Below are 19415 nucleotides of genomic sequence, written 5' to 3' on the forward strand. Positions count from 1 at the left end.
CTCCCGGGAAATAAAAGATGAGCACTTTCTATTCTGCATTGCTGCTAAGATTTTTCCCATCATATCGGGGACAATATTTTTTTATCAAAACGTCGCTTTGATAGAGAGTTTTTATCAAATATGTGAATAATGCAGAAAATGACATTTTGGACTTTTCACAGGCTCTGGTTGCGCAGGTATAGTAATACTTACAGCGTATTAAAGACGTTACGGGAAGGAGTAGGTATAGAATGTTTGGCTATCGCAGTAACGTGCCAAAAGTGCGCTTAACCACCGACCGACTGGTCGTGCGTCTGGTGCATGAACGTGATGCCTGGCGACTGGCGGATTATTACGCAGAGAATCGCCATTTCCTGAAGCCCTGGGAGCCGGTGCGCGATGAAAGCCACTGCTATCCTTCAGGCTGGCAGGCCAGGTTAAGCATGATTAACGAATTTCATAAACAGGGCTCAGCCTTTTACTTTGGATTATTTGATCCAGATGAGAAAGAGATTATTGGCGTAGCCAATTTTTCCAATGTGGTACGCGGCTCTTTTCACGCCTGTTATCTCGGTTATTCGATCGGACAAAAATGGCAGGGTAAAGGACTGATGTTTGAAGCTCTGACCGCCGCCATTCGCTATATGCAACGTACCCAACATATTCATCGCATTATGGCCAACTATATGCCGCACAATAAACGCAGCGGTGATTTGCTGGCGCGGTTGGGGTTTGAAAAAGAAGGCTATGCGAAAGATTATTTGTTGATTGATGGAAAATGGCGCGATCACGTACTGACGGCATTAACCACCCCGGACTGGACGGCCGGCCGCTAAGGAGAATTTCATGAAGTATCAACTTACCGCACTGGAAGCCCGTGTGATTGGCTGTTTGCTGGAAAAACAGGTGACGACGCCGGAGCAATACCCGCTTTCCGTGAATGGCGTGGTAACGGCCTGTAACCAGAAAACAAACCGTGAACCGGTAATGAACCTGAGCGAATCCGAGGTACAGGAGCAACTGGATAATCTGGTAAAACGCCATTATCTGCGCACGGTGAGTGGTTTTGGTAATCGAGTCACCAAATATGAACAGCGTTTCTGCAACTCTGAGTTTGGTGACCTGAAACTTAGCGCCGCGGAAGTCGCATTAATTACCACCTTGTTGTTGCGCGGTGCTCAGACGCCAGGTGAACTGCGCAGTCGCGCGGCGCGGATGTATGAATTCAGCGATATGACGGAAGTAGAAACGACGCTGGAACAACTGGCTAATCGCGAAGATGGGCCTTTTGTCGTTCGTCTGGCTCGCGAACCGGGTAAACGCGAAAGCCGCTATATGCATCTTTTCAGTGGCGAGGTGGATGATCAGCCTGTGCTTACGGAAACGTCGGACGCGGTTGGCGGTGATTTACAATCCCGCGTCGAAGCCCTGGAAATCGAGGTGGCAGAACTGAAACAGCGTCTTGATTCGTTGCTGGCCCATCTGGGAGATTAACGTGAAAAAATTACGTATCGGCGTAGTGGGTTTAGGCGGCATCGCGCAAAAAGCGTGGCTGCCAGTGCTGGCAGCGGCGTCTGACTGGACGCTACAGGGAGCGTGGTCGCCAACGCGTGAGAAAGCCATCTCAATTTGTGAAAACTGGCGCGTTCCTTACGCCGATTCGTTATCTAATCTTGCCGCCAGTTGCGATGCGGTATTTGTCCACTCCAGCACCGCCAGTCATTTTGAGGTGGTCAGTGCGTTATTAAATGCAGGTGTACATGTCTGTGTCGATAAACCGCTGGCGGAAAATCTGCGCGATGCCGAGCGACTGGTGGAACTCGCAGCGCGCAAAAAACTGACATTGATGGTCGGCTTTAACCGCCGTTTCGCGCCGCTGTACTGTGAGTTAAAAACACAGCTTGCCAGCGCGTCCTCGCTAAGAATGGATAAACATCGTACCAATAGCGTCGGGCCACACGATCTTTATTTCACCTTGCTGGATGATTATCTGCATGTGGTTGATACCGCGCTGTGGTTGTCTGGCGGCAATGCAACTCTCGAAAGCGGTACGTTGCTGACCAATGAATCTGGCGAAATGCTGTTTGCCGAGCACCATTTTTCGGCAGGTCAGTTACAAATCACCACCTGTATGCATCGCCGTGCCGGAAGTCAGCGTGAAGCGGTGTTGGCAGTGACTGAAGGGGCATTAATCGACATCACCGATATGCGTGAATGGCGTGAGGAGCGAGGGCAGGGCGGGGTGCATAAACCGATTCCTGGCTGGCAAAGTACCCTCGAGCAGCGTGGATTTGTCGGTTGTGCGCGTCATTTCATTGAATGCGTGCAAAATCAGACAGTTCCGCAAACCGCGGGTGAACAGGCGGTGCTGGCGCAGCGCATCGTTGACAAGATCTGGCGCGATGCGATGAGTGAATAAACCCTGTAACATCTGGCGGTAGCAATTCACCATAATCCAGGTAGACTATTCGCCTCTTTCAGCGCCTGCCTTGCAGGCGTTTTGCCCGTGGGTCTGGATTAGAACACCGATGAATTTATTAAAATCGCTGGCCGCCGTCAGCTCGATGACCATGTTTTCGCGTGTGCTTGGCTTCGCACGCGACGCTATTGTCGCCAGAATCTTTGGCGCAGGGATGGCAACCGACGCCTTTTTTGTCGCGTTCAAACTTCCTAACTTGTTACGCCGTATCTTCGCTGAAGGCGCATTCTCCCAGGCTTTCGTGCCGATTCTGGCGGAATATAAAAGCAAGCAGGGCGAAGACGCCACGCGGGTCTTTGTCTCCTATGTCTCTGGCCTGCTGACACTGGCGCTGGCGGTTGTGACGGTTGCCGGCATGCTCGCCGCGCCGTGGGTGATCATGGTAACCGCGCCGGGCTTCGCTGACACAGCTGACAAATTTGCACTGACCACCCAGCTATTACAAATTACCTTTCCCTATATTTTGTTGATTTCACTGGCATCGCTGGTGGGGGCGATTCTGAATACCTGGAACCGTTTCTCGATTCCGGCATTTGCCCCGACGTTACTCAATATCAGCATGATTGGCTTTGCGCTGTTTGCTGCGCCGTATTTTAATCCGCCGGTGCTGGCGCTGGCGTGGGCAGTTACGGTGGGCGGCATCCTGCAACTGGTTTATCAGCTACCGCATCTGAAGAAGATTGGCATGTTGGTATTGCCGCGCATTAACTTCCACGATGCCGGGGCGATGCGCGTAGTGAAACAGATGGGACCGGCGATTCTTGGCGTCTCTGTTAGCCAGATTTCCTTAATCATCAACACTATTTTTGCCTCATTTCTTGCCTCCGGCTCGGTGTCATGGATGTATTACGCCGACCGTTTGATGGAGTTTCCGTCCGGTGTACTGGGCGTGGCGCTGGGGACCATTTTGCTGCCGTCGCTGTCGAAAAGTTTTGCCAGCGGTAATCACGATGAATACAACCGTCTGATGGACTGGGGGCTGCGTCTTTGTTTCCTGTTGGCGCTGCCAAGTGCGGTGGCGCTGGGCATCCTCTCCGGTCCGCTAACTGTTTCGCTGTTCCAGTACGGTAAATTTACCGCCTTTGATGCGTTGATGACCCAGCGGGCGTTAATTGCCTACTCGGTAGGTTTGATTGGCCTGATTGTGGTGAAAGTGCTGGCTCCGGGCTTTTATTCACGGCAGGACATTAAAACGCCGGTGAAAATTGCCATCGTCACGCTGATTTTGACGCAATTGATGAACCTTGCATTTATCGGCCCGTTGAAACATGCCGGACTGTCGCTTTCCATTGGTCTGGCGGCGTGTCTGAATGCTTCGCTGCTTTACTGGCAGTTGCGTAAGCAGAAAATCTTTACCCCACAACCCGGCTGGATGGCGTTTCTGCTGCGTTTACTCGTGGCGGTTCTGGTGATGTCTGGTGTGCTTTTAGGCATGTTGCATATTATGCCGGACTGGTCGTTGGGCACTATGCCCTGGCGTTTGCTGCGTTTGATGGCGGTCGTTGTCGCGGGAATTGCAGCATACTTTGCCGCACTGGCGGTGTTGGGCTTCAAAGTAAAAGAATTTGCTCGTCGTACTGCTTAACGTAGAATTCCGGCCTGCATCGCAGGCCGGAGAAAATCTTCAAATAGAAATCTTTTTACCACCGCGCCAGGGTGTTGAGGTCTGACCGTTCGCCCCGTACAGTGTCGGCTCCTGATGCGGTTTCAGCATTTCCAGTGCCTGTTGATTGCGCTCAATCTGCCCTTCCAGTAGCCAGCCGTTATGCTGATTTAACTGGCGCAATTGCTGCGTTTTCTCGGTGATTTCCTGCCAGCATTGCGCAATATCTTCACTTATTTCTGTATCCGGTGCCTGTCGACGCAGCTGTTCCAGGTAATCCAGAGTCGCCAGCATTGAGCTTTTTTGTTCTGTAATATGTTGCAACTGGCTACCGGTGAACTGCCCCATAGAGAGATGTTGCTGCTCCTGGACCATCACTATATTAAGCTCGTTAAGCACCACAGACATCTGGTTGATAATCTCAGCAAGACGCGGCATCTGATTATTTACTCATTAAATCTTGTTGCACTTCGTTGATCAGCGCATCGGCAATTTTGCCGACATCCATTTTTAGTTCACCATTACGAATCGCCAATTTTAATGCTTCAACGCGTTCAAGATTGATATCACTGCTGCCCGGTTGCATCAGTGTTGCCTGCGCATCGCTTAACTTGACGTTAGTACTGGCGGTAGCCGTCGTTTTTGCTGCGCGGGTATTGGCTACCGGAGCGTCACTGGTTTCACGTGGCTGAACGGTGCTTACAGGCTTCAGGGGGGAAGTGCGGTCAATACTCATGGTTTATTCCTCATTGAGGGCGCTTTATCATTTGTTGCTTATTTATCGGCAATGGACGGGCAATCTTTAATAGCTTACAGGTTTATAAGAATATTCCCATCGGCATCCACTACGCCACTGACTACCTGACCCGATATCATTCTCACGCGGGCCTTTTGCGCGACGGAAGCGTTATTCAGCGCCAGACCTTCAGCATTTGCACTGAACCCATCGCCACTGGCAATCACGTTAACGCGTTGTCCTGCTTTTACCCGCCAGGCCTGACGCAGCATAGTCAGCTGTATAGGTTGTTCGGGGACCAAATCGCGCAGGCTAACCGCATCAACCAGTTGATTAGCATCCAGAACGGTACGCGGCGGTAGTGTATCCAGTCTGCCGCGTTTAAGTTTTACACTGCCAGCGTCAAGCTTTCCCCCACGCACAACCGGCATTGCTGCAACAACATAATTCCCTGTCGCCTGTACATTCACTTGCACGTAATGCTTATCGTTGCCACAACGAGCCAGCACATTCACATTGCCCCACAGGCGGGCGTTATTAGTCATGGAAAGCAGCGGCTGTTCGCATGGCGGCAATAAATTGGGTGCAGTACGAATCGAGACGTGGACCTCATCACTTAGCCCTGCCAGTTGTGCAACGAAAAAGGTTTGCAATTGTGAGGGGAAATCGCCAGCCGCACTAAGTGGACTGAACAACATCGTGATGATCGCCACACAGCGCATTATTGTCAGCATTTTTGCCCCCGGCCATTTTCACAGCCTGAATTGTACCCGTACGCAATGACCATCAACGGCATAAATAGCAACCCATTTTGCTTTTATTCCGCCGATAACGCGCGCGTAAAGCCTTTAAGCTGACGGCAGAATTTTGATATCTGCGGAGGAGATATGCTCGATAAGCTCGACGCCGCCTTACGTTTTCAACAAGAGGCACTCAATCTGCGCGCCCAGCGTCAGGAAGTGCTGGCGGCAAATATCGCCAATGCCGATACCCCTGGTTATCAGGCGCGCGATATGGATTTTGCCAGTGAACTTAAAAAAGTGATGCAGCGCGGGAGAGATGAAACCAGCGTGGTCGCGCTGACGTTGACCTCGTCGCAGCATATTCCAGCACAGGCGTTGTCACCTCCTGCCACAGAATTGCAATACCGTATTCCGGACCAGCCTTCACTGGACGGCAATACCGTGGATATGGATCGCGAACGCACCCAGTTTGCCGATAACAGCCTGCAATACCAGATGAGCCTTAGCGCGTTGAGCGGGCAAATCAAAGGCATGATGAACGTATTACAAAGCGGAAATTAACGGATGGCACTGCTGAATATTTTTGATATCGCCGGATCGGCGTTAACCGCTCAGTCTCAGCGTCTGAACGTGGCTGCCAGCAACCTTGCCAACGCCGACAGCGTGACGGGGCCAGATGGTCAGCCGTATCGGGCAAAACAGGTGGTGTTCCAGGTGAACGCTGCGCCAGGGGCTGCGACGGGTGGAGTCAAAGTGGCTGACGTGATTGAAAGCCAGGCCCCGGACAAACTGGTCTATGAACCGGGTAATCCGCTGGCGGACGCGAAGGGCTACGTGAAAATGCCAAACGTCGATGTGGTAGGCGAGATGGTTAACACCATGTCGGCGTCGCGCAGCTATCAGGCCAACGTTGAAGTACTCAATACGGTGAAAAGCATGATGCTGAAAACCCTCACGCTCGGTCAATAAAGGAGAAAGCCATGTCCATTGCGGTAACCACCACCGATCCGACAAATACCGGCGTCAGCACTACCAGCAGTAGTTCGATTACGGGTAGTAACGCCGCCGATTTACAGAGCAGCTTTCTGACTTTGCTGGTGGCGCAACTGAAAAACCAGGATCCGACCAATCCAATGGAAAACAACGAGCTGACATCACAACTGGCGCAAATCAGCACGGTCAGTGGGATTGAAAAGCTCAACACCACACTCGGTTCGATCTCCGGGCAGATTGATAACAGCCAGTCGCTACAGGCCAGCAACCTGATTGGTCACGGCGTGATGATCCCCGGCACCACCATTCTTGCCGGTACTGGCAGTGAAGAAGGGGCGGTGACCACGACCACGCCGTTTGGTGTTGAGCTGCAACAGGCTGCAGATAAAGTAACCGCAACCATAACCGATAAAAATGGCGCAGTTGTGCGCACCATTGATATTGGTGAGCTCAGCGCCGGAGTCCACAGTTTCACCTGGGATGGCACGTTGACTGATGGTACGGCCGCGCCGAACGGTTCTTATAACGTGGCAATTAGCGCCAGCAACGGCGGTACGCAGTTGGTTGCCCAGCCATTGCAGTTTGCGCTGGTACAGGGCGTGATTCGCGGCAATAACGGTAACACGCTGGATCTCGGCACTTACGGCACCACCACCCTCGACGAAGTACGGCAGATAATTTAAGCCTTCACATTTCAGGAGTCAGTCATGGCCTTTTCTCAAGCGGTTAGCGGATTAAACGCTGCCGCCACCAATCTCGATGTCATTGGCAACAATATCGCCAACTCCGCCACCTATGGCTTTAAATCCGGCACGGCCTCTTTTGCTGATATGTTTGCTGGTTCGAAAGTGGGACTGGGGGTAAAAGTTGCAGGCATCACTCAGGATTTTACCGATGGCACTACCACAAATACTGGCCGTGGGCTGGACGTCGCTATCAGCCAGAACGGTTTTTTCCGTCTGGTAGACAGTAACGGCTCGGTGTTTTATAGCCGTAACGGGCAATTCAAACTGGATGAAAACCGCAACCTTGTGAATATGCAAGGTTTACAGTTGACCGGGTATCCGGCAACCGGTACGCCTCCGACCATCCAGCAAGGGGCGAATCCGGGCAATATTTCGATTCCAAATACCTTGATGGCGGCGAAGACCACGACCACGGCTTCCATGCAGATTAACCTTAACTCCAGTGATACACTTCCTACCGTTACGCCATTCAGCGCCAGTGATGCCGATAGCTATAACAAAAAAGGTTCGGTAACGGTGTATGACAGTCAGGGTAATGCCCATGACATGAGCGTCTACTTTGTGAAGACGCAAGATAATACCTGGGATGTCTACACCCAGGATAGTAGTGCTCCAAACAGCATTGCAACGATAGCGACAAAACTGGAATTTGATGCCAATGGTGTTCTGACGTCGGATCCAACAAAGGATATTACCACTGGCGCGATTAACGGCGCGGATCCTGCGACATTTTCCCTCAGCTTCCTCAACTCTATGCAGCAAAACACCGGCGCTAACAATATTGTGGCAACCAGCCAGAACGGTTACAAACCGGGCGATCTGGTGAGTTATCAAATCAACGATGACGGCACGGTAGTCGGGAACTATTCGAACGAACAAACTCAATTGCTGGGGCAGATTGTGCTGGCCAACTTTGCCAACAACGAAGGGCTGGCATCAGAGGGGGACAACGTCTGGTCTGCAACGCAATCTTCTGGTGTCGCGCTGCTGGGAACCGCCGGGACCGGCAATTTTGGCGCACTGACCAACGGCGCCCTGGAAGCGTCCAACGTCGATCTCAGCAAAGAACTGGTCAATATGATTGTCGCCCAGCGTAACTATCAGTCTAACGCCCAGACCATCAAAACTCAGGACCAGATCCTCAACACGCTGGTTAACTTACGCTAATTGCTGACGGGATAGCTCGATGGATCACGCAATCTATACCGCGATGGGCGCCGCCAGCCAGACGCTGAATCAACAGGCGGTGACCGCCAGTAATCTGGCGAATGCCTCCACGCCCGGTTTTCGCGCGCAGTTAAACGCCTTGCGCGCAGTGCCGGTTGAAGGGCTTTCTCTGCCCACGCGCACTCTGGTGACGGCATCTACGCCGGGCGCAGATATGACGTCCGGCAAGATGGATTACACCTCGCGTCCCCTGGATGTTGCGTTGCAGCAGGATGGCTGGTTGGCCGTGCAAACCGCTGACGGCAGCGAAGGGTATACGCGTAACGGCAGCATTCAGGTTGATCCCGGTGGACAACTGACGATTCAGGGGTATCCGGTGATTGGCGAGGCGGGGCCGATTGCCGTGCCGGAAGGGGCGGAAATTACTATCGCCGCCGATGGCACCATTTCGGCGCTCAATCCGGGCGATCCGGCAAATACCGTTGCACCAGTAGGGCGGTTGAAACTGGTGAAAGCCATGGGCAGTGAAGTGCAGCGTGGTGATGACGGGATCTTTCGTTTGAGTGCGGAAAGTCAGGCCACGCGTGGTCCGATGTTACAGGCTGACCCGACGTTACGGGTGATGTCGGGCGTGCTGGAAGGTAGTAACGTCAATGCCGTTTCGGCAATGAGCGACATGATTGCCAGTGCGCGGCGTTTTGAAATGCAGATGAAGGTAATAAGCAGCGTTGATGATAACGCTGGTCGCGCCAACCAACTGCTGTCGATGAGTTAATTGAAAGGATACATGACAAACATAAGTTGCCCGACGGGCCTGCGGGATGATTCGCAATTTATTGATTTTGCGAGCTCTTGTAGGTCGGATAAGGCGTTTACGCCGCATCCGGCAAGAAGACATATGCGATTTGTCAGCAATCCACTACAGGACATTTTATGATCAGTTCATTATGGATCGCCAAAACGGGCCTTGACGCCCAGCAAACCAATATGGACGTCATTGCCAACAACCTGGCAAACGTCAGTACCAATGGTTTCAAGCGCCAGCGGGCGGTGTTTGAAGATTTACTTTATCAAACTATTCGCCAGCCTGGCGCACAGTCTTCCGAACAAACTACCTTGCCATCCGGGTTACAAATCGGTACGGGAGTACGTCCGGTCGCCACTGAACGCTTACACAGCCAGGGCAACCTGTCGCAAACCAATAACAGCAAAGATGTGGCGATTAAAGGGCAGGGCTTTTTCCAGGTCATGCTGCCGGATGGCTCATCAGCCTATACCCGCGACGGTTCATTTCAGGTGGATCAGAACGGACAACTGGTGACGGCGGGCGGTTTTCAGGTGCAGCCAGCAATCACCATTCCGGCGAATGCGTTAAGTATTACCATTGGTCGTGATGGCGTGGTCAGCGTTACCCAGCAAGGCCAGGCTGCTCCGGTTCAGGTTGGACAACTCAATCTCACCACTTTTATGAACGACACTGGCCTGGAGAGCATTGGCGAAAACCTCTACACCGAAACACAATCCTCCGGCGCACCGAACGAAAGCACGCCAGGTCTGAACGGCGCTGGGCTGTTGTATCAAGGATATGTTGAAACGTCTAACGTCAACGTGGCGGAGGAACTGGTCAACATGATTCAGGTACAGCGCGCCTACGAAATCAACAGTAAAGCGGTATCCACCACCGACCAGATGCTGCAAAAACTGACGCAACTCTAAAGCATACCGGTAGGGCAACTTACCGGTTTATTGATTTTTGAAGATGATAGCCATGCAAAAAAACGCTGCGCATACTTACGGTATTTCCACCTTGTTGGTGCTTTCACTGACCGGATGCGCCTGGATCCCGTCTACCCCGCTGGTGCAGGGGGTGACCACGGCACAACCTGTACCCGGCCCGACGCCCGTCGCCAATGGTTCCATTTTTCAGTCTGCCCAGCCGATTAATTATGGCTATCAGCCGTTATTTGAAGATCGCCGACCACGCAATATCGGCGATACGCTGACTATTGTGTTGCAGGAAAATGTCAGCGCCAGCAAGAGTTCATCCGCTAATGCCAGCCGCGACGGAAAAACCAACTTCGGGTTTGATACTGTGCCGCGCTATTTGCAAGGGCTGTTTGGTAATGCCCGTGCCGATGTCGATGCCTCTGGCGGTAATAGCTTCAATGGTAAAGGCGGGGCGAATGCCAGCAATACCTTTAGCGGCACCTTGACCGTGACGGTTGATCAGGTGCTGGTCAACGGCAACCTGCATGTGGTGGGCGAAAAACAGATAGCCATTAATCAGGGTACTGAATTTATTCGTTTCTCCGGCGTGGTCAATCCACGCACTATCAGTGGCAGCAACACTGTACCGTCAACCCAGGTGGCAGACGCGCGCATTGAGTACGTTGGCAATGGCTACATTAACGAAGCACAAAACATGGGCTGGTTACAGCGTTTCTTCCTTAACCTGTCTCCAATGTAAGTGAGGCTGTGGTGATTAAATTTCTCTCTGTATTCATTCTTCTGCTGGTAGCGACCGTTGCACAGGCTGACCGCATCCGCGATCTCACCAGCGTACAGGGCGTACGGCAAAACTCGCTGATTGGTTATGGTCTTGTTGTTGGCCTTGACGGTACGGGCGATCAGACGACCCAGACACCGTTTACCACTCAAACGCTTAATAACATGCTCTCACAGTTGGGAATTACCGTTCCGACTGGCACCAATATGCAGCTAAAAAACGTCGCTGCGGTAATGGTGACGGCGTCACTTCCGCCGTTTGGACGCCAGGGGCAAACCATCGATGTGGTGGTTTCTTCCATGGGTAATGCCAAAAGCTTACGTGGCGGTACGTTGTTGATGACACCGCTTAAGGGCGTCGACAGCCAGGTTTATGCGCTGGCGCAGGGCAATATTCTGGTCGGTGGCGCGGGGGCATCAGCGGGAGGCAGCAGTGTTCAGGTTAACCAACTGAATGGCGGGCGGATCACCAACGGTGCGATTATTGAGCGCGAATTGCCCAGCCAATTCGGCGCTGGCAATACTCTCAATTTGCAGCTAAATGACGAAGACTTCGCGATGGCGCAGCAGATCGCCGATACCATCAACCGCACCCGAGGATTCGGCAGTGCCACGGCGTTAGATGCGCGGACTATTCAGGTACGTGTGCCGAGCGGTAATAGTTCCCAGGTGCGTTTCCTTGCCGATATCCAGAATATGCAGGTCAATGTCACCCCGCAGGACGCCAAAGTAGTGATTAACTCGCGCACCGGTTCGGTGGTGATGAATCGTGAAGTGACCCTCGACAGTTGCGCGGTGGCGCAGGGCAATCTCTCGGTTACGGTAAATCGTCAGGCCAATGTCAGCCAACCAGATACGCCGTTTGGTGGCGGGCAGACCGTGGTAACGCCACAAACACAGATCGACTTACGCCAGAGCGGCGGTTCGCTGCAAAGCGTGCGTTCCAGCGCCAGCCTCAATAACGTGGTGCGCGCGCTCAACGCCTTGGGAGCCACCCCGATGGATTTAATGTCCATACTGCAATCTATGCAAAGCGCGGGATGTCTGCGGGCAAAACTGGAAATCATCTGATGATTAGCGACAGCAAACTGCTGGCGAGCGCCGCCTGGGATGCACAATCACTTAACGATCTGAAAGCGAAAGCGGGCGAAGATCCAGCAGCAAATATTCGCCCGGTAGCTCGCCAGGTGGAAGGGATGTTTGTGCAGATGATGCTAAAAAGCATGCGTGAAGCCTTACCGAAAGATGGTCTGTTCAGTAGCGAGAATACCCAGCTCTACACCAGCATGTATGACCAGCAGATAGCCCAACAGATGACAGCAGGCAAAGGTCTGGGACTTGCGGAGATGATGGTAAAACAGATGACGCCAGAGCAGCCATTGCCAGCAGAAGAAATGCCTGCCGGACCGATGAAATTCCCACTTGAAACAGTGATGAGTTTTCAAAATAAAGCGCTCAAGCAGATGGTGCAAAAAGCTTTACCGCACAATTTTGATGCTTTGTTGCCTGGTGACAGCAAAGCGTTCCTTGCACAGCTCTCGCAGCCAGCTCAATTGGCAAGTCAGCAAAGCGGTGTGCCACATCACCTGATCCTCGCCCAGGCTGCACTGGAATCAGGCTGGGGACAACGACAAATTCGTCGCGAAAATGGCGAGCCGAGCTACAACGTGTTTGGCGTAAAAGCGTCAGGTAACTGGAAAGGGCCAGTTACTGAAATCACTACCACCGAATATGAAAACGGCGAAGCGAAGAAAGTAAAGGCGAAGTTTCGTGTTTACAGTTCTTATTTCGAAGCATTGTCAGATTACGTTGGGCTGTTAACCCGTAATCCACGCTACGCCGCCGTGACTCGCGCTGCCAGCGCCGAGTTGGGGGCGCAGGCATTACAGGACGCGGGCTATGCTACCGATCCTGAGTATGCCCGCAAACTCACCAATATGATTCAGCAATTGAAATCGGTAAGCGACAAGGTGAGCAAAACCTACAGTATGAGTATCGATAATCTGTTCTGAATAATTCAAGTCCGGCGGGTGTCTGCCGATAATGCACTGTAATTGAAGGCTTACAAGGAACCTCCATGTCCAGCTTGATTAATAACGCCATGAGCGGACTTAACGCTGCCCAGGCGGCGTTAAATACGGCGAGTAATAATATTTCCAGCTATAACGTTGCTGGATATACCCGACAAACCACCATTATGGCGCAGGCTAACAGTACGTTAGGTGCGGGCGGTTGGGGAGGCAATGGCGTCTATGTTTCTGGCGTGCAACGTGAATACGATGCGTTTATTACCAATCAGTTACGTGCGGCTCAGACCCAGAGTAGCGGCCTGACTTCCCGTTATGAGCAAATGTCGAAAATCGACAATATGCTCTCTGGCAGCACCACGTCGCTGGCAACGCAAATGCAGGACTTCTTTACCAGTTTGCAAACGCTGGTCAGTAACGCAGAAGATCCGGCTGCGCGGCAGGCGCTGATTGGCAAGGCGGAAGGTCTGGTAAATCAGTTTAAAACCACCGACCAGTATCTGCGCGACCAGGACAAACAGGTCAATATCGCGATAGGTGCCAGCGTCGACCAGATCAATAATTATGCCAAACAAATCGCCAGCCTGAACGATCAGATTTCCCGTTTAACAGGCGTGGGAGCAGGGGCTTCACCCAACGATCTCCTTGATCAACGCGATCAACTGGTGAGTGAATTAAACCAGATCGTTGGTGTTGAGGTCAGCGTTCAGGATGGCGGTACTTACAATATCACCATGGCCAATGGTTACTCGCTGGTTCAGGGCAGTTCGGCACGTCAGCTTGCAGCAGTCCCGTCCAGCGCCGATCCTTCTCGTACGACAGTCGCTTATGTTGATGGGACGACGGAAGATATTGAGATCCCAGAGAAATTGCTGAATACGGGGTCACTGGGCGGTATTCTGACATTTCGTTCTCAGGACCTGGACCAGACGCGTAATACGCTCGGGCAACTGGCGCTGGCATTTGCTGAGGCTTTCAATGCCCAACATAACAAGGGGTATGATGCCAATGGTAAAGAAGGGGAGGATTTCTTTGCTATTGGTAAGCCCGCTGTTCTGGAAAATAGCAAAAACAAAGGAAGCTCCGCGATCGGTGCTACGGTAACCGATAGTTCCGCTGTGCTGGCGACAGATTACAAAATCTCGTTCAAAGATAATCAGTGGCAGGTCACCCGTCTGGCCAGCAATACCACTTTTACGGTGGTGCCGGATGCCGACGGTAAAGTCTCATTTGATGGTCTGGAACTGACCTTCACCGGAACGCCAAAACCAAACGACAACTTCACGTTGAAACCGGTAAGCGATGCCATCGTCAATATGGATGTACTAATCACTGACGAAGCGAAAATCGCCATGGCCAGTGACGAAACTGCCGGTGAAAGCGACAACCGCAATGGTCAGGCGCTGCTGGATTTGCAAACTAATGGCAAAACGGTCGGCGGGGGGAAATCCTTTAACGATGCCTATGCCTCCTTGGTTAGCGATATCGGGAATAAAACCGCCACGTTGAAAACCAGCAGCACTACTCAAAGTAATGTGGTGACGCAACTTTCTAATCAGCAGCAGTCTATCTCTGGCGTCAATCTCGACGAAGAGTACGGCAACCTGCAACGTTTTCAGCAGTATTATCTGGCCAATGCCCAGGTTCTGCAGACGGCGAATGCCATTTTTGATGCGCTGATTAACATTCGCTAAGGGGAGATAAGATGCGTTTCAGTACCCAGATGATGTACCAGCAAAATATGCGTGGTATCACCAATTCTCAGGCGGAATGGATGAAGTACGGCGAACAGATGTCGACGGGTAAGCGAGTCGTTAACCCTTCTGACGATCCCATTGCAGCATCCCAGGCCGTGGTTCTCTCCCAGGCGCAGGCGCAAAACAGCCAGTACACACTGGCGCGGACTTTTGCAACCCAAAAGGTGTCGCTGGAAGAAAGCGTGCTTGGCCAGGTGACGACAGCAATCCAGAATGCCCAGGAAAAAATTGTTTATGCCAGCAACGGCACGTTAAGTGATGATGACCGGGCATCGTTGGCAACGGATATTCAGGGGATTCGCGACCAGTTGTTAAACCTGGCGAATACCACGGATGGGAACGGGCGCTACATTTTTGCCGGTTATAAAACAGAATCCGCGCCGTTTAGTGAGGCTGACGGTGATTATGTCGGCGGAACAGAAAGTATTAAGCAGCAGGTCGATGCCTCTCGCTCAATGGTGATAGGGCATACCGGTGACAAAATATTCAACAGTATCACCAGCAACGCGGTAGCGGAACCTGACGGTAGCGATTCTGAAACTAACCTGTTTGCTATGCTGGATAGCGCCATCGCGGCGCTAAAAACGCCAGTCGCAGATAGCGAAGCGGATAAAGAAACCTCTGCTGCTGCATTGGATAAAACCAACCGTGGCCTGAAAAACTCACTGAATAATGTCCTGACCGTACGCGCGGAACTCGGCACGCAACTGAATGAACTGGAGTCGCTGGATTCATTAGGTAGCGATCGCGCTTTAGGGCAAACGCAGCAGATGAGTGATCTGGTTGATGTAGACTGGAATGCGACTATTTCATCTTACATCATGCAGCAAACGGCGTTGCAGGCGTCGTACAAAGCGTTTACAGATATGCAAGGATTGTCGCTTTTCCAGCTCAACAAATAAGCTCGTTTTTAAGCATATCTTGAAACTGGGTATGTTTTGTCTGCCTGCTCTGGGATCGCCGGGGCGGGCATTTTTTTTGCCTGGTTTGAGTAGTTGGCTAGCAAGAATGCCATTAGATGAATTTGAATATGTTGATTCAAAAATGAAATAAAAAGCCCCGGCGGTTGCCAGGGCTTGATCACTTTGAGTTAAGTTTTACTCAACAGGTTGCGGACGCGCAGGGCCAGCAGATGCATGATGTGTTGCCGCATGACCACCTGCGGCACCTTTACCTTCAAAGGCAAAGCTTGGGCGCTGCCAGTCACTGTGACGCGGTGCTTCCGGAACATATTCCGGTGCCGGAGCGCGTGTCATCGGCGCAGTGGCGTGGTTATGTTCAACGGTTACCTCGGATACAACAGGAGCTACCGTTTCAACCTCTGCTGCGACTTCAGCGGCGACCGGAGCGGCAGGTTGAGCGACAACTTCCGGCTCGGCAACCACAACCTCGGCAGTTTCGGCAACTTCTTCAATGTCTGCCGTCTCTTCCTGCGGTTCAACTACCGGTTCTGCGTGCTCTGCAACGTCCTGCGCTACGGCAACATCGGCCTCGGCAATCACCTGAGGCTGTTCTGTTACCGCTGCGGCAATCACTTCAGGATGCGTTGTTTCAACCACTTCCGGTTGCGCTTGTGCAACCTGAACCGGTGTTTCTACAACTTCAGCCACCTCTTCAACAACCGGAGCAGCAACAACCGGTTCGACAGCGGCAGCAACAGGGACTTCTGTTACCATCGGCTGCACCTGCACTTCTTCCTGTTCGCGTTGCTCCTCAACCTGTACATCCTGCGGACGTACAACCGGATAACGGATCCAGACTTTGCCAGAGGCCAGTTCCGGAGATGCGCACGCTACGGTTAACGGCATGGGTGACTGGGCCGGATAACGCTCATCACGATAGCGGCGACGACGCTGACCACTCACGCGCAGGTGACGAGGCGAGCGGCGAGAACGACGCGGCATGCCACCGTTGTCACGGTTATCGGCATTGTTCTCTTCTTGCTGTTCCGGCGCAATTTGCGCTACGACTGGCAGCGGTACTTTCACCAGTTCAGTGCTCGGGGCTTGCGCTTCCTGAGTAACAGGCTCGGCAGCGACTGTTTCTTCAACCACCGGTGCGGTAACCACTTCTTCCGCAACGCTTTGTTCATAGCGCACTTTCTGATTCAGCTGACGTTGTTTACGACGCGGCTGAACCGGACGTACACGTTCTTCCTGTTCGGTTTCCTGAACAGATTGCTCTTCAACATTCAGCGCCTTCACTTCTTGTTGCGCCTGACGTTTATCATCGTTACGGCGGCGGCTTCGTTCACGACGCGGCGCTTGCTGTTCGTCATTGGTACGCGCTTTTTCCGTTACATCAGCCTGCTGACGGCTATCGCGCGTCTCAGCCGTTTGCTGCTGCGCCTGGCGACGATTACGACGGTTTTCTTCGCGATTATCGCTACCCTCCGTACGTTCGCTACGCGTGTCGCGGCGTTCATTACGGTCACGGCGGTTGTTCTGACGAGGCTTACGGCGATCCTGTTGGCGTTCCGGTTTCGCGTCCTCTTTGGGTGCAGGTTGCTCGACCGATTTGGTTTCTTCACCGCCACTGAACAGCGATTTCAGTACACTGAAAAGGCGGCTCAACAGACCCGGTTGTGCAGGAGCTGCTGGCGTTGCTGGTGCCGCTTTAGGTGCCGGGGCTGCTGCAGGCGCTACAGGTTCAGCCGGAGCTGGCGCTGGTGGCACATCCGGCATAGCAAAGGTTGCCAGTGCAGGTTGTTCAGGACGCTTACGTTCAGCGAACTCTTCTTCAGACGGCAACGCCATCGCTTCTTCATGCAGTTTCGGCAGCATGTAGCTTAAGGTCGGCGTTTCTTCCCCTTTACGCACGCGCAGCACGTGGTAGTGCGGAGTTTCCATCTGATCGTTTGGTACAATCACACAGCGTACGCCGTCCTGACGAGTTTCAATGGCATTTACCGCAGAACGTTTTTCGTTCAGCAGGTAAGAGGCGATTGGCACAGGAACAATGGCGTGGACTTCCTGAGTGTTCTCTTTCAGCGCTTCTTCTTCAATCAGACGCAGAATAGAGAGCGACAGGGATTCATTGTCACGCACGGTGCCAGTACCGGAACAACGCGGACAAACGTGATGACTGGATTCACCCAGCGACGGGCTCAGGCGCTGACGGGACATCTCCAGAAGGCCGAAGCGAGAAATATGGCTGATTTGAATACGAGCACGGTCCTGACGCACCGCTTCGCGCAGACGGTTTTCTACCGCACGCTGGTGGCGTACTGGCGTCATGTCGATGAAGTCGATAACAATCAGACCACCGAGGTCACGCAGACGCAGCTGACGAGCAATTTCATCAGCAGCTTCCAAGTTGGTGTTAAACGCAGTTTCTTCGATATCGCCGCCGCGAGTTGCACGTGCGGAGTTGATGTCGATGGCGGTTAACGCTTCGGTGCTGTCGATAACAATAGAGCCACCAGACGGCAGACGGACTTCACGCTGGAAGGCGGACTCAATCTGCGATTCTATCTGGTAGTGGCTGAACAGCGGAATTTCACCGGTGTACAGTTTGATTTTGCTGCTGAAATCCGGGCGACCTAATGCAGCGATATGCTGACGTGCCAGTTCGAGCACTTTCGGATTATCGATAAGAATTTCGCCGATGTCCTGGCGTAAGTAATCGCGGAATGCGCGAACGATTACGTTGCTCTCCTGGTGAATCAGGAACGGAGCAGGGCGACTTTCAGCGGCTTTTTTGATCGCTTCCCAGTGTTTCAGACGGAAGCTTAAATCCCATTGCAGCGCCTCGGCAGATTTGCCGACGCCAGCGGTACGCACGATAAGCCCCATGCCTTCCGGCAGTTCCAGGCTTGCCAGTGCTTCTTTTAATTCGGTACGGTCGTCGCCTTCAATACGGCGAGAAATGCCACCCGCGCGCGGGTTGTTTGGCATCAGAACCAGATAGCTACCCGCCAGGCTGATAAAGGTCGTCAGCGCAGCCCCTTTGTTGCCACGCTCTTCTTTATCAATCTGAACAATAACTTCCTGGCCTTCACGCAACACATCTTTAATGTTGGGGCGACCATGAGCACTGTAGTTAGCTGGGAAATATTCGCGGGCAATTTCTTTTAGAGGGAGGAAACCGTGACGTTCAGCGCCGTAATCAACAAAAGCAGCTTCCAGACTCGGTTCAATGCGGGTGATTTTACCTTTGTAGATGTTAGCCTTTTTCTGCTCATGCCCCGGGCTTTCGATATCCAGGTCATACAGACGCTGCCCATCTACAAGGGCAACGCGCAACTCTTCCTGCTGAGTTGCGTTAATTAACATTCTTTTCATCGTAACTTACTCATTATTCTTACATTGACGACTAAGCTGCGGGCAAAGTAACGCCTTGCCGGGTGTGAACCGATGGCCTCGTGTCTAGTCGCGTCGCCAACCTCACGGTTATCGTCAGCTCAAAGAGGCGCAGAGTGTCGGTTGCCCGTTTTTCATGCGGAAAAACAGCGCAATTATCAGAGAAACAGACTGGGTATTACTCTCCAGAAATATTTCCATCTACCGGTAAGGACTGCAACCCGCAGCCCGCTAACTGCCTGAAAGATCAATACGTCTTACGCCATTGCTGCGTTGATGATCGGTCGGGCAAAATGGGTTATTCCGTAAAATTTCTTGTTTTAACAAGGTTGGACACGGAAACGTTCTCATTATTCCATTGCAAGCCTTGTTATAGCAA

General features: G+C 52.4%; 19 protein-coding genes. 15 read left to right on the plus strand and 4 right to left on the minus strand.

Going from position 1 to position 19415, the window contains the following annotated elements:
• Nucleotides 1–230: 230 nt before the first annotated feature.
• From rimJ to murJ, 4 genes are all read left to right on the plus strand, one after another.
• The gene (gene rimJ, locus FEM44_RS20160; RefSeq protein ID WP_135522835.1) at nt 231–815 is read left to right on the plus strand and encodes a ribosomal protein S5-alanine N-acetyltransferase; all 585 of its coding nucleotides are present in this window, start codon (nt 231–233) and stop codon (nt 813–815) included.
• A 10-nt stretch (nt 816–825) separates the two neighbouring features.
• Nucleotides 826–1473 (plus strand): YceH family protein, encoded by a 648-nt coding sequence (locus FEM44_RS20165; protein WP_064528533.1) that lies wholly within the window; start codon nt 826–828, stop codon nt 1471–1473.
• 1 nt (nt 1474) lies between these two features.
• Nucleotides 1475–2398: a Gfo/Idh/MocA family protein gene (locus FEM44_RS20170; protein ID WP_135522834.1), complete on the plus strand. Its 924-nt coding sequence runs from the start codon at nt 1475–1477 to the stop codon at nt 2396–2398.
• A 109-nt stretch (nt 2399–2507) separates the two neighbouring features.
• Nucleotides 2508–4043: a murein biosynthesis integral membrane protein MurJ gene (murJ, locus tag FEM44_RS20175; protein ID WP_064528537.1), complete on the plus strand. Its 1536-nt coding sequence runs from the start codon at nt 2508–2510 to the stop codon at nt 4041–4043.
• A 39-nt stretch (nt 4044–4082) separates the two neighbouring features.
• Here the strand turns inward: murJ and flgN are convergent, their stop codons facing one another.
• From flgN to flgA, 3 genes are all read right to left on the minus strand, one after another.
• The gene (gene flgN / locus FEM44_RS20180; RefSeq protein WP_135522833.1) at nt 4083–4499 is read right to left on the minus strand and encodes a flagella biosynthesis chaperone FlgN; all 417 of its coding nucleotides are present in this window, start codon (nt 4497–4499) and stop codon (nt 4083–4085) included.
• Between the two features lie 4 nt (nt 4500–4503).
• A complete protein-coding gene (gene flgM / locus FEM44_RS20185) occupies nt 4504–4797 on the minus strand; it encodes a flagellar biosynthesis anti-sigma factor FlgM (RefSeq protein ID WP_130205511.1) in 294 nt (97 codons plus the stop codon).
• A gap of 74 nt (nt 4798–4871) precedes the next feature.
• Entirely contained in the window at nt 4872–5531 is a 660-nt protein-coding gene (gene flgA, locus FEM44_RS20190; RefSeq protein WP_135486303.1) for a flagellar basal body P-ring formation chaperone FlgA, read from the minus strand.
• A gap of 153 nt (nt 5532–5684) precedes the next feature.
• Here flgA and flgB point away from each other — a divergent pair, with 153 nt between their 5' ends.
• From flgB to flgL, 11 genes are all read left to right on the plus strand, one after another.
• Nucleotides 5685–6101 carry a flagellar basal body rod protein FlgB gene (gene flgB / locus FEM44_RS20195; RefSeq protein WP_130216143.1) on the plus strand — a complete coding sequence of 139 codons (417 nt, stop codon included), beginning with the start codon at nt 5685–5687 and terminating at the stop codon, nt 6099–6101.
• Nucleotides 6102–6104: 3 nt separating this feature from the next.
• Entirely contained in the window at nt 6105–6509 is a 405-nt protein-coding gene (gene flgC / locus FEM44_RS20200) for a flagellar basal body rod protein FlgC (RefSeq protein WP_001196460.1), read from the plus strand.
• An 11-nt stretch (nt 6510–6520) separates the two neighbouring features.
• Nucleotides 6521–7216: a flagellar hook assembly protein FlgD gene (gene flgD, locus FEM44_RS20205; RefSeq protein WP_135522832.1), complete on the plus strand. Its 696-nt coding sequence runs from the start codon at nt 6521–6523 to the stop codon at nt 7214–7216.
• 24 nt (nt 7217–7240) lie between these two features.
• Nucleotides 7241–8446 (plus strand): flagellar hook protein FlgE, encoded by a 1206-nt coding sequence (gene flgE, locus FEM44_RS20210; protein ID WP_135522831.1) that lies wholly within the window; start codon nt 7241–7243, stop codon nt 8444–8446.
• A 19-nt stretch (nt 8447–8465) separates the two neighbouring features.
• Nucleotides 8466–9221: a flagellar basal-body rod protein FlgF gene (flgF, locus tag FEM44_RS20215; protein WP_135522830.1), complete on the plus strand. Its 756-nt coding sequence runs from the start codon at nt 8466–8468 to the stop codon at nt 9219–9221.
• Nucleotides 9222–9379: 158 nt separating this feature from the next.
• Complete coding sequence (flgG, locus tag FEM44_RS20220; protein WP_000625837.1) at nt 9380–10162, plus strand: flagellar basal-body rod protein FlgG; 783 nt, start codon at nt 9380–9382, stop codon at nt 10160–10162.
• Between the two features lie 52 nt (nt 10163–10214).
• Nucleotides 10215–10913: a flagellar basal body L-ring protein FlgH gene (gene flgH / locus FEM44_RS20225; RefSeq protein WP_064528551.1), complete on the plus strand. Its 699-nt coding sequence runs from the start codon at nt 10215–10217 to the stop codon at nt 10911–10913.
• Between the two features lie 11 nt (nt 10914–10924).
• Nucleotides 10925–12022 carry a flagellar basal body P-ring protein FlgI gene (gene flgI, locus FEM44_RS20230; RefSeq protein ID WP_130215886.1) on the plus strand — a complete coding sequence of 366 codons (1098 nt, stop codon included), beginning with the start codon at nt 10925–10927 and terminating at the stop codon, nt 12020–12022.
• Complete coding sequence (flgJ, locus tag FEM44_RS20235) at nt 12022–12963, plus strand: flagellar assembly peptidoglycan hydrolase FlgJ (RefSeq protein ID WP_135522829.1); 942 nt, start codon at nt 12022–12024, stop codon at nt 12961–12963. The genes flgI and flgJ overlap by 1 nt, the downstream gene beginning before the upstream one ends.
• Before the next feature lie 65 nt (nt 12964–13028).
• The gene (gene flgK / locus FEM44_RS20240) at nt 13029–14672 is read left to right on the plus strand and encodes a flagellar hook-associated protein FlgK (protein ID WP_135522828.1); all 1644 of its coding nucleotides are present in this window, start codon (nt 13029–13031) and stop codon (nt 14670–14672) included.
• A gap of 11 nt (nt 14673–14683) precedes the next feature.
• Nucleotides 14684–15637 carry a flagellar hook-associated protein FlgL gene (gene flgL / locus FEM44_RS20245; protein ID WP_135522827.1) on the plus strand — a complete coding sequence of 318 codons (954 nt, stop codon included), beginning with the start codon at nt 14684–14686 and terminating at the stop codon, nt 15635–15637.
• A 195-nt stretch (nt 15638–15832) separates the two neighbouring features.
• Here the strand turns inward: flgL and rne are convergent, their stop codons facing one another.
• A complete protein-coding gene (rne, locus tag FEM44_RS20250) occupies nt 15833–19018 on the minus strand; it encodes a ribonuclease E (RefSeq protein WP_135522826.1) in 3186 nt (1061 codons plus the stop codon).
• Nucleotides 19019–19415 lie beyond the last annotated feature (397 nt).

Source organism: Escherichia sp. E4742, from assembly GCF_005843885.1.
Lineage (GTDB): Bacteria > Pseudomonadota > Gammaproteobacteria > Enterobacterales > Enterobacteriaceae > Escherichia.

What these genes read in the sequence shown, in the direction of transcription:
- rimJ (WP_135522835.1), top strand. Translation starts at nt 231, where the DNA reads ATGTTTGGCTATCGCAGTAACGTGCCAAAAGTGCGCTTAACCACCGAC.
- FEM44_RS20165 (WP_064528533.1), top strand. Translation starts at nt 826, where the DNA reads ATGAAGTATCAACTTACCGCACTGGAAGCCCGTGTGATTGGCTGTTTG.
- murJ (WP_064528537.1), top strand. Translation starts at nt 2,508, where the DNA reads ATGAATTTATTAAAATCGCTGGCCGCCGTCAGCTCGATGACCATGTTT.
- flgN (WP_135522833.1), bottom strand. Translation starts at nt 4,499, where the DNA reads ATGCCGCGTCTTGCTGAGATTATCAACCAGATGTCTGTGGTGCTTAAC.
- flgM (WP_130205511.1), bottom strand. Translation starts at nt 4,797, where the DNA reads ATGAGTATTGACCGCACTTCCCCCCTGAAGCCTGTAAGCACCGTTCAG.
- flgA (WP_135486303.1), bottom strand. Translation starts at nt 5,531, where the DNA reads ATGCTGACAATAATGCGCTGTGTGGCGATCATCACGATGTTGTTCAGT.
- flgB (WP_130216143.1), top strand. Translation starts at nt 5,685, where the DNA reads ATGCTCGATAAGCTCGACGCCGCCTTACGTTTTCAACAAGAGGCACTC.
- flgC (WP_001196460.1), top strand. Translation starts at nt 6,105, where the DNA reads ATGGCACTGCTGAATATTTTTGATATCGCCGGATCGGCGTTAACCGCT.
- flgD (WP_135522832.1), top strand. Translation starts at nt 6,521, where the DNA reads ATGTCCATTGCGGTAACCACCACCGATCCGACAAATACCGGCGTCAGC.
- flgE (WP_135522831.1), top strand. Translation starts at nt 7,241, where the DNA reads ATGGCCTTTTCTCAAGCGGTTAGCGGATTAAACGCTGCCGCCACCAAT.
- flgF (WP_135522830.1), top strand. Translation starts at nt 8,466, where the DNA reads ATGGATCACGCAATCTATACCGCGATGGGCGCCGCCAGCCAGACGCTG.
- flgG (WP_000625837.1), top strand. Translation starts at nt 9,380, where the DNA reads ATGATCAGTTCATTATGGATCGCCAAAACGGGCCTTGACGCCCAGCAA.
- flgH (WP_064528551.1), top strand. Translation starts at nt 10,215, where the DNA reads ATGCAAAAAAACGCTGCGCATACTTACGGTATTTCCACCTTGTTGGTG.
- flgJ (WP_135522829.1), top strand. Translation starts at nt 12,022, where the DNA reads ATGATTAGCGACAGCAAACTGCTGGCGAGCGCCGCCTGGGATGCACAA.
- flgK (WP_135522828.1), top strand. Translation starts at nt 13,029, where the DNA reads ATGTCCAGCTTGATTAATAACGCCATGAGCGGACTTAACGCTGCCCAG.
- flgL (WP_135522827.1), top strand. Translation starts at nt 14,684, where the DNA reads ATGCGTTTCAGTACCCAGATGATGTACCAGCAAAATATGCGTGGTATC.
- rne (WP_135522826.1), bottom strand. Translation starts at nt 19,018, where the DNA reads ATGAAAAGAATGTTAATTAACGCAACTCAGCAGGAAGAGTTGCGCGTT.